Source organism: Gordonia sp. NPDC057258 (assembly GCF_042668985.1).
In the GTDB taxonomy this organism is placed as follows: domain Bacteria; phylum Actinomycetota; class Actinomycetes; order Mycobacteriales; family Mycobacteriaceae; genus Gordonia; species Gordonia hongkongensis.
The window spans coordinates 58,225-71,665 of record NZ_JBHUXZ010000027.1 but is presented as its reverse complement, the minus strand read 5'-3'; the positions used below and the strand labels follow the sequence as shown (position 1 = coordinate 71,665).

Sequence of the window (13,441 nt, the reverse complement as noted above, 5' to 3'; positions counted from 1 at the left end):
CCGACCCGAGAGGGTCGGTGGCCGCAGTCGTCTGAGCGGTCGTGGGTGCCGGTTCTAGGTCAGCCGGGCTTCGCAGATGTCGGCGGCCGCCGCGACGGCCTTGTCGGCGGGCGTCATCCGGCGGGCGAGAGCAGCAGCGGCCGAACGGGTTCCGTCGTCGAACAGGACCGCGAGACCCGCGCGCGCGTCGTCGTCGGTGAAACTCGACAGCCGGACGGCCGCCCCGACGCCCAGGGCACGGACCCGTTCACCCCAGAACGGCTGATCGGCGGTGACCGCGCAAACCAGGGTGGGGAGGCCGGCCCGCAGACTCGCCGCGGTGGTGCCGGCGCCGCCGTGATGGACTGCGGCCGCGCATCGCGGCAGGACCGACGCGTGGTCGACACCCGCGACGTAGAACACGTCCGGGTCGTCGGGATCGACTCCGGTCGGATCTCCCATGGCGATGAGGCAGCGCACCCCCTGGGCACGGGCGGCTGTCCGCCAGCGGGCGATCAGAGCCTCCGGGTCGAGGATCGGCATGCTGCCGAACGTCACGAACAGCGGAGCTTCGCCGGCGGCCAGCCATCGGCCGAGATCGGTTGCCCCGGCGTCGATCTCGGAGATACCCGCCCGGCTTCCCGCGGGCAGGTCGAAGAATCCGACGACGGGTTTGCGATCGTCCCACTCCGCGGCGAGGCCCGGAACCATCTCCGCATCGTAGGCCTGGATCTGGGGGATCCCGGAGGCGTTCAGCCGCACCGGCAGCGGTCGCCGAGCCCGGTCGAGCCCGAGCCGGCGCCGGAACCGATTCTCGTTCCATCCGGTCGCGGCCCAGGTCAACCGGTCGGCGAGGCGCCAGGAGCGCCGCTTCCACTCCGGCGACCAGCTGTCGGTGAGTCCCGGTACGGCGCCGAGGAGTCCGTTCTCCGACATCGGGCCGTATCTCAGCACGGTCAGCGGGATGCCCAGATGTTCGGCGACCGCCAGCCCGCGGTCCTGGCACAGCGGCGCGACGACGAGGAGGTCGGTGTCGCGCAGCGGCGCCGTAGCCGCGATGAAGAGTCGCTCGAGGGCGGCGTCCAGGGCGTCGAATCCGCCGCGGACCGTCCGCAGCGCAAACGCCATCCGCGCCAATGGGTTACGACTGTTGCGCGCTGACCGCGCGTCCTCCGACGACCACGCGGTGCCGGAGTCGAGGCCGATCTCGTGGACGTCCCGCACGCCCGTTGCCCGCGCGAGACCGGCCAGGTTCGGTGGGACGAGGGCGCTCACGCGGTGGCCGCGCACCTGGAGTTCGAGGGCGAGGCAGATACCGGGCTGGATGTCGCCCCGGCTGCCGTACAGAACGATCGCGATGTGTGCCGGCGTCACCAGAATCGATGTCCGATCCGCCAGGCGGTCAACTCGTCGGCGATCAGTGTGCGCAGCCGGACGGGATCGCCGAAATCGTCGGGGTCGATGCCGAAGAACGTGAGCGTGACGGTGTCGCCGTAGGTGACCGCCCAGGCGGCGACCGCCGGGCCGCGTTCGCGCCGCTCCTGGGCGGGCATCCCCTGCATCACCGCGCGGATGGCGAACCGGGACGCCGTGTGACCGCCGATCCGCATCGCCGAGTCGGGCGTGGCCCCGAGATTCGACACGGTGGTGTCGGGTCCGGGGATTCCGCGCATCAACCGACCGATGAGCCGTCTCGGCAGGATGCGCACGATCGGCTGCAGGTTGTCGGCGGCCTGATCGGCCCCGGACTCGGCGTAGTCGACGAAGGCCCGTTTGCTCGATGACCGGATGGCGGTGAGGTCGGTGTCCGGTTCGACGGGGTCGGCAAGGCGGATCCACACCCCGCCCGACGCATTGGCGCGGTTGTCGTCGTCGCCGTCCCGCTTGCTGACCGCGATGCACACCTTCATCGGACCGTCGAGCGGGCGACCCGAACGGTGCACGATACCGGCGAGCAAGGCGGTGAACAGGGAGTTGCCGGTACCGCCGTGCTCGGTGGCGCGCGCGGCCCATTCGGTTGCCGAGACGTCGACCGTCGCCAGCGTCGTGTCCGGCTCGGGCGCGGACCGTGGTCTCGCCGGACGCGTGGTACGCGACGATCCCGGCGCGGATCGGGTGTCGGCGGACCCGGTGTCGGTGCCTCGCGCCGCCCGGGCCTCGCGGATCAGGATTCGCGCTGATCGGGCGGCTGCGCGCACCGACTCGGCGGCGTCGGCGGCGTCGGCGCGGACCGCCTCCCAAGAGTGTCCGCTGACGGGAGCGGGCAGACCGGCGGTGCGGCCCGCCGCGGCGTCGGCCACCAGCCGGTAGAGGCCGTGACCGTCGGTGATCATGTGGGAGGCGAGCAGGGACACCGCGCGCCCGCCGCCGCGGATCCGAGCCGAGTCGAGCTGCCAACCGGTTCCCCGCACGGGATCGAGACGGCTCGCGCGGAGGACGGCGTCGGCCCACTCCCCGACGGCGTCGGCCTCGACGACCGCCACCGGCCCGGGTCGGACCGGCATCGTCGATCGCACCCAGCGGTGCCGGGCGAACGGGACCCGACGGCGCGACACCGCACGATGCAGCGGCCCGGCCGCGAGTCCGGCGCACAACGACTCGATCGCCGCGTCCCCCGGGTCGTCGTCGAAGACCCAGGTGATCTGGATGGGCGCACCCATCCCGAACAGTTCCGCGACGAGCAGGTACGACTCGTCGGGGCCGGTCACGCGGAGTACCTCGGCGGGACGGGTGTCGGTTGCCGTTGCCGTCACGTGTGCTCCTCAGCTTCACGAGGGGTCATGATCACCAGATCTCATGGGGCAGACCCCAGGCCGTCAGTTCCCGGTCGAGCAGGTCCGCGACCACGGCATCGGAGGGAAAACTCGTCTCGTCGCAACCGAGCACGGTGAAGGTCACCTGATCACGGGTGCGGACCAGCCACGACTGGACGCCGTCACCGAAGCGCTGGCCGACCGAGGCGTCGACGCCCTGAGCCATGCCGCGGAATGCGACCTTGCGCGCCGACCGCCCGCCGAGCACCGTTGCCTCCGAGGGGATGTCGCCGAGGTTGGAGATCACCGCGTCGGGGATCCCGTTGCCCGCGCTGACCAGCTTCACGATGACCGCGGGCGGCAGGAACCAGGCCAACGGCCGCAGGTGGATGTGCGGTGCCCGGCGACCCTCCGACAGCCGGACGAAAGCCGCCTTGCACGCCGCCCGGATGCCGCCGAGATCGCCACCGGCGACCGGCTCGTCGGTGAGGTACACCGACACACCGGCGATCGGGTTGGACCGGGTGTCCGCCTCGCTCTCACGACGGTCGACGGGGACCCCGACCTTGATCGGATTCGGCAGCGGCGCATGGCCACTGGAGCGCAGCAAGCCGGTGACCACCGCGATGAACAGCGTGTTCGCGGTGCCGTCGTGCTCGGCGGCGACCCGGTCGAAGTCCGTCGCGGGGACCGTCGCGGTCGCCCAGGTGAAGTCGGCGGCCGGCGACCGTTCGGCTATCGGCGCGCGGACCGGACGCGGGTCGGGTTCGGGGCCACCGGCCTTGCGCTGCTCGAGTGCCGCCCGCACGAGCCCGGCGAGGACCGCGCCGGCCTGCGACCCGGCGTCGGCGAGGTCGCCGATCCGCTGCCGCCGCCACGAGACCGGCGGACGCGTCGTCGCCGCCGGATCGGCCCCGGACGCCCGGTCCGCGTCGCGAGCCAGTGGCACCTCCGACGCCGAGGCGGCCTCGGCGGCCGCCGCGAGCATGCCGCGACCGTCGGTGACGACGTGCAGGGCACAGAGGGACACCACCGTTCCACCCGACGCGGTGGGCGCCGACCGCAGGCGCCAGCACCGCCCGCCCTCGGCGTCGAGGGGAACCGAGGACATCTCGGCGGTCGCCCAGTCGTCGATCTCCGCCTCCGGCACCGGTCGGCTGTCGGCGGCCAGCCCGGGTGCGTCGGGCGCGGCAACCCACCGCGGGCGGGCTCCGACGACATCCGGTACGACGAGCATGCGGTTGAGGCGCCCTCGCGCGAACGCGGCGTTCATCGCGGTCAGCGTCTCGATCGAGACCTCCTCGTCGAACACCCACACGAGCTGGAGCACCACCGACCAGCCGAGTGCCGGCGTGACGAACCAGAACGGGGCGTCCTCGGAGGTCAGGCGCTCGCCTCGGATCGCCGCCCGCTCGTCGCGGAGCCGGGCTGCGAGGCCACGCAGACCCGGTGCCCGCCCGGCGTCGGGTTGTTCGGCCATGGGCGACTTCGTCGTCGTCATACGTCCACCTTCGTTGCGCTGTGACTGTGTGGTCCCTGTGGGAGCCGTGGCCCCGTGCTCGAGCTTGTCACCGTACGCTCGATCTCGCGCACGGCGTCCCCGAGCGCCACATCCTCGGCCACCAGGGCGTCGCGGAGCCGTCCGGACCGCTCGGCGGCTGCGGGATCGAGCATCGACGCGACGGCGTCGGTCAACCGGTCCACGTCCAGGTCCCGTCCCGCGCGGGCCATGGGCATCGCCACGCCGACCCCCAGGCGTTCGAGTTCGGCGCCCCAGAACGGCTGATCCGCGCCGTACCAGCAGACGACCGACGGCCGGCCCGCGCGCAGAACGGCCGCCGTGGTTCCGGCGCCGCCGTGGTGGACCACCACCGCGCATCGGCCGAAGACCGTGCGGTGATCGACCTGGGACTCGATCCGCACCGCCTCGGATGCGATCTCGGCCCGGACCTCGGCGTCCATTTCGGTCCAGCCGGCGCACACCAGGACTCGTCGACCGAGCCGCCGACCGAGTTCGGTGACGACGCGCAAGGTGGCCGCCTCCCCCCGCAGCGGCATGCTCCCGAATCCGACATAGATCGGGGCGTCCCCGGCGTCGAGCCAGGACGCGAGCGCATCGGAGCCGGTGACGGGCTGGTCTGCCGGCGATCCGAGAAAACCGACCGTCGGACGACGACGAACCGCGGAGTCGGCGGTCCATCTGCGTTCGTGCTCCACGCCGAACATCGGGTCGTAGGCCTGCAATTCGAGGCCGGGCGCTGCCCGCAGTCGGGCGGCGTAGGACGCCGACGACCCCGTCGACCCGAGGTGCATGCGCAGCCGGCGCTCACGCCGTCGGGTGAGGACGGCGAACGCGGCGTCGTAGGCGGCCCATTGCGTCCGGACGGCACGCGGTCCGCCCGGGAGGTGACCGGGCACCGGTGCGACCCGACTGTTACGCCGCACCGGCGCGTGATGAAGGGAGATCAGGGGGACGCCGGCGGACTCGGCGAAGGCGAGAGCGGGCTGTTCGGTGATCAATCCCGTGACGATGACATCGGCACCGTCGACGACCTCGGCCATGTCGGAGACGAGCTGGTCCCACCCGGCGTTCCGGAGCGACAGCAGCACGCGCAGCCGTCGCAGCGGATGACGGCCGGCCTGCTTCCGGGCTCGCGCCACCGACTCGAGGTGGGCCCGGGTGTCCACGCCGAGACGCACGACCTCGAGCCCGGTGATGCCGTCTGCCCAATCCAGAGCCGGCCCGATCATGTTGGGCGGCACCCCGAGACGGACGTCGTGTCCGCGCCGCGCGAGCGCGCAGGCCAGCACCGTCGCCGGTTGGACGTCCCCGCGGGTTCCGTTGATCACGAACGAGATCCTCATGCCGACCGCCCGGTGATCCTGGTTCCCGGCCGGGTGGTGATCCCGGTCTCCGGCCGCGCGCCGCGGTGGCCGACCGTGTTTAGAATCGGTCCCGATCCGCCACCGCCGGGCACGGGTCGCCCATCCGACCGCACCCAGACGTGAGGGGTTCGACGTTGAGGTTCGTGATCGCAGTCAACGGCAGTCGCGGCGATGCCCAGCCGGCCGTCGCCCTGGCCGCCGAGCTCGTGGGCCGGGGCCACACGGCGACTCTCGCGCTGCCACCCGACCTGGTCGACTTCGGCAGCGGCGCAGGGGTTCCCACCGAGTCGTACGGGTCGAGCACCCGTGCCCTGCTCGACTCGGAGATGGTCCGGGAGGACATGCGGTCGAAGAACCCCCGGACCCGGTTGCGTGCGGTGTCGGCGATGTCGGTGCGGGACGGCCGGGCGATGCAGCAGCGGTTGCTCGAACTCGCCGACGGCGCGGATGCGATCATCGCGAGCAGCGCCGGTCAGGAACGCGCCCACAATGTCTCGGCGGTCCTCGGCATCCCCCACATCCCGTTGCACTACTGCCCCATCCGGCGCAACAGCTCGGTGTCGTTGCTCGCGCACCTGGGCATCGACGCCCCGGCGATCGTCAACGACCTGAGCTGGCGCGTCGCCGAACGCGCCCTGTGGCTCGCCACCCGCTCGGCGGAGACCACGCTGCGGGCCGATCTCGGACTGTCGCCGCTGAACCACCCGTATTCCGAACTCATCGGCCGTACCGGCGTTCCCGAGATCCAGGCCTACGATCCGGCCCTCTTCGACGGACTCGCGACCCAGTGGGGCCGGCGCCGGCCGCTGGTCGGGTTCTTCACCCTTGCGGCCGCGCAACGCGCCGGGGTGGGCGACGCCGGACTCGACGGGGCCTCGGGAGCGGGGACGCTGGCCGACTGGCTCGACGCCGGCGACGCCCCGGTGTACGTCGGCTTCGGCAGCATGCTGCCCGCCGACCCCGACGGTCTGGCCGATGCATTCCGTACCGCAGCGCGGCGACTCGGGATCCGCCTGCTGGTGTCGGGCGGCTGGAGCGGTTTCATGTCGACCGAATCCGGCTCTGCCACATCTGAATCCGAGGCATCGGGACTCACGGATGCGATCCGCGTCGTCGGACACGTCGATCACGACACCGTGCTGCCGCGGTGTCGGGCCGCGGTCCACCACGGCGGCGCGGGTTCGGTGGCCGCCGGGTTGCGTGCCGGCCTGCCGACGCTGATCACGTGGGTCGGCGCCGATCAGCCGATCTGGGGCCGGGCGGTGAGCAAGGCCGCGGTCGGGGCCACGCTGCCGATGGCTCGGGTGACAGCGGAGTCGCTGATCGGCGCCCTCGACACGATCCTGGACACCGAGGTCCGGGGACGGTCCGCCGAGCTCCGCAGTCGACTCATCGCCCCCGACGAGGCCGTACACACGGCGGCCGACATCGTCGAGGACACGGTGCGCGTCACGACGGTGCGCGGCGCCGGCTGATCCCGGAACGCCGACCGACCGCCCGACCCTACGGGAGGACTCGATCGGAACCACCGCCCCGCAACAGGTTTCGCGGGTCGACGCGCCCGGTCCGGGAGTCGTAGGACCGCAACACGACAAGTCGTAGCGCATGCGCGACCGTGATAGCGGGCACGTACACCGCCGCCGAACCCGCTGCCAACCCGAAGCGACGGTGCAGCAGGAACGTTCGCGGCAGGAAACTCATGTAGCGGACGAACGGCACCATGCCGGTCTCCATCCGGCGCGGTGACACCCCGACGGTCAGCGAGCGGAGAAACGCGTTACGGCCCCCGGCGTCACCGACACACAGTCCCATGTCGACGTCTTCGAAGATGTTGCGTCGCATGCTGACACGGTCCCGGATCCGCACCCAGGTCGCACGGCGCAGCACCATGTTCGAGCCGTACAGGACAGGCACCTCGGACACGGACTTCTCGCTCCGCAACTTGTTCAGCGGGTGCAGCCGGGTCTTCCACCGGTCGAACCTGCCGGCGAGCGGCACGTCGTAGGCCTCCCCGCGCCCGCACAGGGCCGCCCAGTCACCGCGGACATCCGCGGTGAAGAACTCCACGATCGTCCGCGCCCAGTCCGGCGGCACCCGGGTGTCGGCGTCGATGCGGGCGATGAGATCACCGGTCGCGGCGTCGAGTCCGGCGTTGCGCGCGTAGACCAACCCCTGTCGTGCTTCGTCGATCACCCGGACACGGGGATCAGCCGAACACCAGGCATCGATCACCGCCCGGCCGCCGTCGGTCGAGTTGTTGTCCACCACCACGATCTCGGTGATCTGGTCGAACTGTGCGGCCAGGCGGGTCAAACAGTCGCCGATCGTGTCCTCCTCGTCGAAGACCGGGACGACCACCGAGAAGGTGAGCGGCGTGCCCATGATGGCTACTCCTTGCGCTGATCGGTTCGGTGCGGACACTCAGGTCCGCCGCATGTAGGTCCGCAGGGTCACCGGCACCACGACGGCGAGGACGGCCGCCGCGCCCACGAGCGTGTAGGCGATGTCGGTTCCCACGTCTTCGCCCGCGGCCAGTCCGCGCGCTGCCGTGACGAGATGGGACACCGGATTCGCCGACGCACAGGCCTGCATCCATCCGGGCATGGTGTCGATCGGGACGAGGGCGTTCGACACGAAGGTGATCGGCATCAGCACGAGCATCGAGACGCCCTGGACGGTCGACGCCTTGTCGAGCAGGACGCCGAGCAGCGCGAAGATCCAGCTCAGCGAGAATGCCACCACCACGATCAGGACACAGGCGATGGCGACCCCCACGGGGCTCGCCGGCCGGTACCCCATGATCACCCCGACGCAGACCGTGATGGCCGAGGCCACCACGTACCGCAACGTGTTGGCCACCAGGGCGCCGGCCAGCGGCGCGATGCGCGCGATCGGCAGCGACTTGAACCGGTCGAACACCCCGCGATCGAGGTCCTCGCGCAGCTGGACGCCGGTGACCACCGACGCCGCGACACACACCTGAACCAGTACGCCGGGAATGAGCAGCGGCAGGTAGCCCACCACGTTCCCGGCGATCGCGCCGCCGAAGATCGAGGAGAACATGACCGTGAACACGATGGGCAGCACGATGACGTCGAACAGCTGCTGCGGGTTGTGTTTGATCTTCAGCAGGCCACGATGGGTCATGGTGAGTGACTGCATCACCGCGGCGGTCGGCCGAACCCGGTCGTGGGGTTCGGCCGGGGCGTCGCCGGCGGCGAGTGCGCTCGGCTGCAGGGAACCGGTGGTCATGCGCGGGCTCCCGCCGAATCCGCCTGTGCCGCCATCGGTGCCGATCGCGTGGGGTCGCCCCCGTCGGTCAGCGCGAAGAACACCTCGTCGAGGGTCGGGCGCACGACGTTGACCGACGTCAACCCGAGCCCGCGCGCGCGGAGCGCACCGAGGATGTCGGCGAGGGGGTCGATGTCGGACATGGGCAGTACGAGGATGCCCTCGCCGCGCGCGATCGTCGCCTCGCCGTTCGCGGTGAACGGCGCGCACACCTCTGCCGCGGCGATCAGATCGTCCGCATCGGCCAATTCGAGTTTCACACTCATGTCGCCGACTCCGGCTTTCAATTCGTCGGCGGTCCCGTCGGCGACCACCCGGCCGCGATCCATGACCGCGATGTGATCGGCGAGTTCATCGGCCTCGTCGAGATATTGGGTGGTCAGCAGCACGGTCGAACCGCGCGCCACCATCTCACGAACCGTCTGCCACATCTGCGCCCGCGTCCGTGGGTCGAGTCCGGTGGTCGGCTCGTCGAGGAACAGCAGGCGTGGCCGGGTGATCAGCGAAGCCGCGAGATCGAGGCGCCGGCGCATCCCGCCGGAGAAGTGCCCCACCCGGCGGGTGGCGACCGCCCCCAGCCCGAATTCCTCGAGCAGTTCGTCGGCACGCACCCGGGCGCGGCGGCGCGACGACCCGATCAGACGACCGAAGATCATCAGGTTCTCGCGAGCGGTGAGATCCTCGTCGACCGAGGCATATTGCCCCGTGACCCCGATGAGCGATCGAACCGCCGTCGCCTCCGCGACGACGTCGTGCCCGAAGATCCGAGCGTCCCCGGCATCCGGGCGCAGCAAGGTCGCGAGCATGCGCACGGTGGTGGTCTTGCCCGCACCGTTGGTTCCGAGCAGGGCGAACACCCCGCCCGCGGGTACGTGGAGGTCGACGGCGTCGACCGCACGCGTCCCGCCGTACTGCTTGGTCAGACCGTGGGCCTCGATGGCCGGGACGGTCGTGGACATGGCACCCCCGATGCGTGTGGTCGACTTCGAACGGGCCCGCTCGCTCCGCTGCCGGCACCCTTCTCGGCCCACGGTAGGTGAGCTCCCCGGGTGCCGCAACGTGACCTGTCCCGGCATACCGTGCTGCCCGGCAATGCATTTCGGCGCAACCCGGCCTGACCGCGCATTCCCTCCGATGCCACCCCTGTGCGGCAGCCGCTCGTCATGAGTTCTTTACATGAACGCAACGAAACGCCCTTGACCGCAAGGCCGAACACCCAGCACGGATCAGAACCCTCTGTCTCGCAGCGCGATTCCGAAACCGGCGGTGCGTCCGTGCACACCCGGATACCGTCCCCGTGATCAAGCTCACGGACTCCTGCCGCTGCACATGTCCGATGCGACCGCTTAGGCTCGGTTCAGACACAGGCGGCAGTGATGCGGTCCGTTCGACCGGAGAGACCTCCGGAACGTCGTCGGACAAGGTCGTGCGCGTGCATCGGGGTACGGGCGATTCCTGTTGTCTCAGATCAGAACTCATGGGCCGGGGGGCCATGCCGGCGAAGGCGTGGCATGGCGTCGCGGCCCGAGAACGGATGACCGACGCATGGACGACCGCGAATGAAGTTCACCGAACTGTCCGACTATCCCGTCCCGCCCGGGACGGTGACGATCTGGACACCGACCACACGCGCGGATTCCGCGGGCTGGCACACCGATCCGCGACCGTTCACCTACGACCAGTCCGCCTCGATACGACGGTCGACCGCCTACGACTCCGACGAGACCTCCTGGCTCGGGGCCATTTTCGAGATCGACGATGATCTCGACGACGAGCACTTCGATGCCTGCCTGCGGGGGTGGATCACCCGGCACGAAGCCCTCCGCTCGACCTCGGACCCGACAGCCGACGACCCGCACGACGGCCGCCGCACCTACCGCGGTGCGCATCTCGGCGTCGACGCCGAGGCGGTCGGCGGATTCGACTCGGGAGACGACGTCCGCGAGCTGCTCACCGCGGTCTTCGACACCAGGCTCGCGCCGACGCGGTGGCCGCACTGCATCGTGGCCACGATCGAGTCCGAGCGCGGCTTCACCGTCGCCTTCGCCGCCGACCACGTGGTGATGGATGCGTACTCGATCCTGTTGAGCATGAGCGAGATCCGCCGGCTCTACCTCTCCCCACGGCGCGGCTCGTCCACCGAGATGGCGGAGGTCGGCAGCCACCTCGACTTCAGCGTCCACGATCGGGCGGTGGGACTCGGACTCACCGTCGATCACCCCGTCGTCGCACGATGGCGCGCCTTCCTGGACAGCTCCGCCGAGACCCCGGGCTTCGACCTCCCGCTGGTCCGTCCGCACCTGCAGACCCGGGACCGTGCGCGCACCCCGCGCCAGCGCGGCATCTCCGAGTATGTCGCCACCGACAACCAGGCGACCTTCATGACCTCGGCGGCGCGTGCGCGCGGACACGGTACCCAGACCGCGGTGTTCGCCGCCCTCGCGGTCACCCTCCGCGCACTCACCGGCCGGGACACGCTGCGGCTCACGATGCCGATGCACACCCGATCCGAGGCACGGTATGCCGGGTCGGTCGGCTGGTATGTCGGTCTGGCGCCTCTGGAGGTCGACCTCACCGCCGCCCACACGTTCGACGACGCGCTCGACGCGACCGCGGCCGCCATCGACACCGTGCGCCATCTGCCGTCCTTCCCCTACCAGCGCATCGTCGAACTGCTCGGTACCGGCGGCGAACCCGAGTTCGTGGTGTCGTATCTCGACATCCGCCACGTCCCCGGGGCGGCCGAATGGGAGGCGGCCCGCGCGCAGATCCTGCGGGGCGGCTCACGGTCGGACCGCGAGGTCTACCTCTGGATCGCGCGTGTACCCGGCGGGATCACCCTGTCCGCCCGGCATCCCGGCCATGACCCCGCCGACGCGAGCATCCGCGACCTCCTCACGACCTACGCAACAGTGCTGCGAGCGCTCGCCACCACCGGCACCGGACTGCCCCTGTCCTCCTACACCCACGCGAACTTCGCCGGCGCCACCGCGATCGACGGCGCCCGCCCCGCATGACCGACGAGAGGACCCGATGAGAATCACGGCCATGGGCAACTGGCGCCCACAACCGGGGACCGCCGTGCGATTCGATCCGACCGAGGCGTGCCGCGCGGCCGCGGCGGCCACACCCGTCCACACCGCACCGGTGACCTTCCTGGCCCAGAACCACGTCCGCGGAGCTGCGGTGGCACGGGCCGCGGGCCGTACCCATCGCGGATACCTGGGATCGGGCACGGAGATCGACGGCGACCTCGACACCGCGGCACTCGGGACCGCCCTGACGCTCTTCGTCCGGCGACATGAGGTGCTGCGCACCTGGTTCGAATGCCGCGACGGAGAGGTCGCCGCCCATGTCGTCGACCCGTTCGACATCGAGTTCGAGGCACACGTCGACGGCGAACTGGCGAGCACCGAGGACATCCACCCCTATCTCGTCGACCGATTCGACCGCGAGACCCCGAGCGACTCCTTCCCCGGCTTCTCCTTCGGGGCCGTCCGCCGCCCGGGCGGCTTCGCAATCTTCCTGGCGTGCGATCACGCGCTCTCCGACGGCGCCTCACAGGCCCTCGCCCTCGACGAGATCGCGCAGATCTACGCCGAACTGATCCGGCCGAACGGGCACGGCCGCCCCGAGCCGGACCCCGCGACGCCGGCCGCCGGGAGTTACTTCGCCTACGCGGCCGCGGAAGCGGAGGTGACCGCCGAGCATCTGGCCGGGTCGCCCGAGACCAGGGCGTGGCAGGACATCTTCCGACGCCACGACCTGCAGATGCCGCGCTTCCCACTGGACCTCGGCCTGAGGCCGGGAGAGACGGCGCAGGTGGCCGGGGTCGAGGTCTCACTGCTCGATCGTGGCGGCATCGTCGCCTTCGACGCCGTCTGCCGGGCGGCGGGGGGTCGGTTCGTCGACGGCATCTACGCCGCCATCGCCGTCGCCGACCGCGAACTGGCCGGCGCCGACGACTACTACGGCATGACGGTGTTCAACACGCGTGCCGCGCTCGACGGGTACGCGACGTCGCAGGGATGGTTCTGCAACTTCGCCCCGGTCGAGTTCTCCCTCGCCGGCGCGTCGACGTTCTCCGAACTGATCCCGGCGGCCCATGCGGCCCGTCGCCGCGCTCGTGACCTGGCCGCCGTCCCGGTCGCCGCCGCACTGGCCGCCATCGCCGCCGCCGGGGCCACCCCGGACGCGATCATCACCGCACCGAACCTGTTGTCGTACATCGACTTTCGCTGGTTTCCCGGCTCCTCGCGCGAGGCCTTCCGGCGCGGTGCGCTGTTCACCGGGGAGGGGCGCACGGCCAACGCGTCGGCGTGGATCAATCGCGATCACGACGAGCTCTACCTGGGTAGTCAGATCCCGGGCACGCCCTTCGCCGAGTCGGTGGCCCGCCCCTACTACGAGCGGCTACGCGACATCATGACCGACATCGCCGCCACCGGCGACCGGCGGATCCAGGCGCCGGCGGCCGGTTCCGGGCGATCTGCCCCGCCCACCGACTCGGCGCTACGCAGAGGAGCGTGAGC

10 protein-coding genes are annotated in these 13,441 nt (G+C 71.0%); 3 read left to right on the top strand and 7 right to left on the bottom strand.

What is annotated here, in order from left to right; all coding sequences use genetic code 11:
* Window positions 1-54: 54 nt before the first annotated feature.
* From ACFUEJ_RS17735 to ACFUEJ_RS17720, 4 genes are read right to left on the bottom strand one after another with little or no spacing between them, the layout of a single operon-like run.
* Complete coding sequence (locus tag ACFUEJ_RS17735) at window positions 55-1,353, bottom strand: glycosyltransferase (protein ID WP_388030869.1); 1,299 nt, start codon at window positions 1,351-1,353, stop codon at window positions 55-57.
* Window positions 1,350-2,732, bottom strand: a complete 1,383-nt coding sequence (locus tag ACFUEJ_RS17730; RefSeq protein WP_068969921.1) for a hypothetical protein — start codon at window positions 2,730-2,732, stop codon at window positions 1,350-1,352. Before ACFUEJ_RS17730 ends, ACFUEJ_RS17735 begins: the two co-directional genes overlap by 4 nt.
* A gap of 31 nt (window positions 2,733-2,763) precedes the next feature.
* A complete protein-coding gene (locus ACFUEJ_RS17725) occupies window positions 2,764-4,233 on the bottom strand; it encodes a hypothetical protein (RefSeq protein WP_277244447.1) in 1,470 nt (489 codons plus the stop codon).
* Window positions 4,230-5,582: a glycosyltransferase gene (locus ACFUEJ_RS17720; RefSeq protein ID WP_223258809.1), complete on the bottom strand. Its 1,353-nt coding sequence runs from the start codon at window positions 5,580-5,582 to the stop codon at window positions 4,230-4,232. Before ACFUEJ_RS17720 ends, ACFUEJ_RS17725 begins: the two co-directional genes overlap by 4 nt.
* 179 nt (window positions 5,583-5,761) lie before the next feature.
* Here ACFUEJ_RS17720 and ACFUEJ_RS17715 point away from each other — a divergent pair, with 179 nt between their 5' ends.
* Window positions 5,762-7,093: a glycosyltransferase gene (locus tag ACFUEJ_RS17715; RefSeq protein WP_231742518.1), complete on the top strand. Its 1,332-nt coding sequence runs from the start codon at window positions 5,762-5,764 to the stop codon at window positions 7,091-7,093.
* A gap of 28 nt (window positions 7,094-7,121) precedes the next feature.
* On the opposite strand, the gene ACFUEJ_RS17710 is transcribed toward ACFUEJ_RS17715, so the two are convergent.
* Genes ACFUEJ_RS17710 through ACFUEJ_RS17700 form a run of 3 tightly spaced genes read right to left on the bottom strand, consistent with a single transcriptional unit; the run spans window position 7,122 to window position 9,868 of the window.
* Window positions 7,122-8,000 carry a glycosyltransferase family 2 protein gene (locus tag ACFUEJ_RS17710; RefSeq protein WP_058252728.1) on the bottom strand — a complete coding sequence of 293 codons (879 nt, stop codon included), beginning with the start codon at window positions 7,998-8,000 and terminating at the stop codon, window positions 7,122-7,124.
* A 39-nt stretch (window positions 8,001-8,039) separates the two neighbouring features.
* The gene (locus tag ACFUEJ_RS17705; protein WP_159370558.1) at window positions 8,040-8,870 is read right to left on the bottom strand and encodes an ABC transporter permease; all 831 of its coding nucleotides are present in this window, start codon (window positions 8,868-8,870) and stop codon (window positions 8,040-8,042) included.
* Window positions 8,867-9,868, bottom strand: coding sequence for an ATP-binding cassette domain-containing protein (locus tag ACFUEJ_RS17700; RefSeq protein ID WP_259936349.1), 1,002 nt, complete (start codon window positions 9,866-9,868; stop codon window positions 8,867-8,869). The genes ACFUEJ_RS17705 and ACFUEJ_RS17700 overlap by 4 nt, the downstream gene beginning before the upstream one ends.
* Before the next feature lie 600 nt (window positions 9,869-10,468).
* On the opposite strand from ACFUEJ_RS17700, the gene ACFUEJ_RS17695 reads away from it, so the two are divergent.
* The gene (locus ACFUEJ_RS17695) at window positions 10,469-11,926 is read left to right on the top strand and encodes a condensation domain-containing protein (RefSeq protein WP_277244449.1); all 1,458 of its coding nucleotides are present in this window, start codon (window positions 10,469-10,471) and stop codon (window positions 11,924-11,926) included.
* 16 nt (window positions 11,927-11,942) lie between these two features.
* Entirely contained in the window at window positions 11,943-13,439 is a 1,497-nt protein-coding gene (locus ACFUEJ_RS17690; protein ID WP_277244450.1) for a condensation domain-containing protein, read from the top strand.
* The last annotated feature ends 2 nt before the right edge of the window (window positions 13,440-13,441 follow it).

Coding starts and splice junctions, on each gene's coding strand:
- ACFUEJ_RS17725 (WP_277244447.1), bottom strand. CDS start 4,233: ATGACGACGACGAAGTCGCCCATGGCCGAACAACCCGACGCCGGGCGG.
- ACFUEJ_RS17700 (WP_259936349.1), bottom strand. CDS start 9,868: ATGTCCACGACCGTCCCGGCCATCGAGGCCCACGGTCTGACCAAGCAG.
- ACFUEJ_RS17710 (WP_058252728.1), bottom strand. CDS start 8,000: ATGGGCACGCCGCTCACCTTCTCGGTGGTCGTCCCGGTCTTCGACGAG.
- ACFUEJ_RS17695 (WP_277244449.1), top strand. CDS start 10,469: ATGAAGTTCACCGAACTGTCCGACTATCCCGTCCCGCCCGGGACGGTG.
- ACFUEJ_RS17705 (WP_159370558.1), bottom strand. CDS start 8,870: ATGACCACCGGTTCCCTGCAGCCGAGCGCACTCGCCGCCGGCGACGCC.
- ACFUEJ_RS17690 (WP_277244450.1), top strand. CDS start 11,943: ATGAGAATCACGGCCATGGGCAACTGGCGCCCACAACCGGGGACCGCC.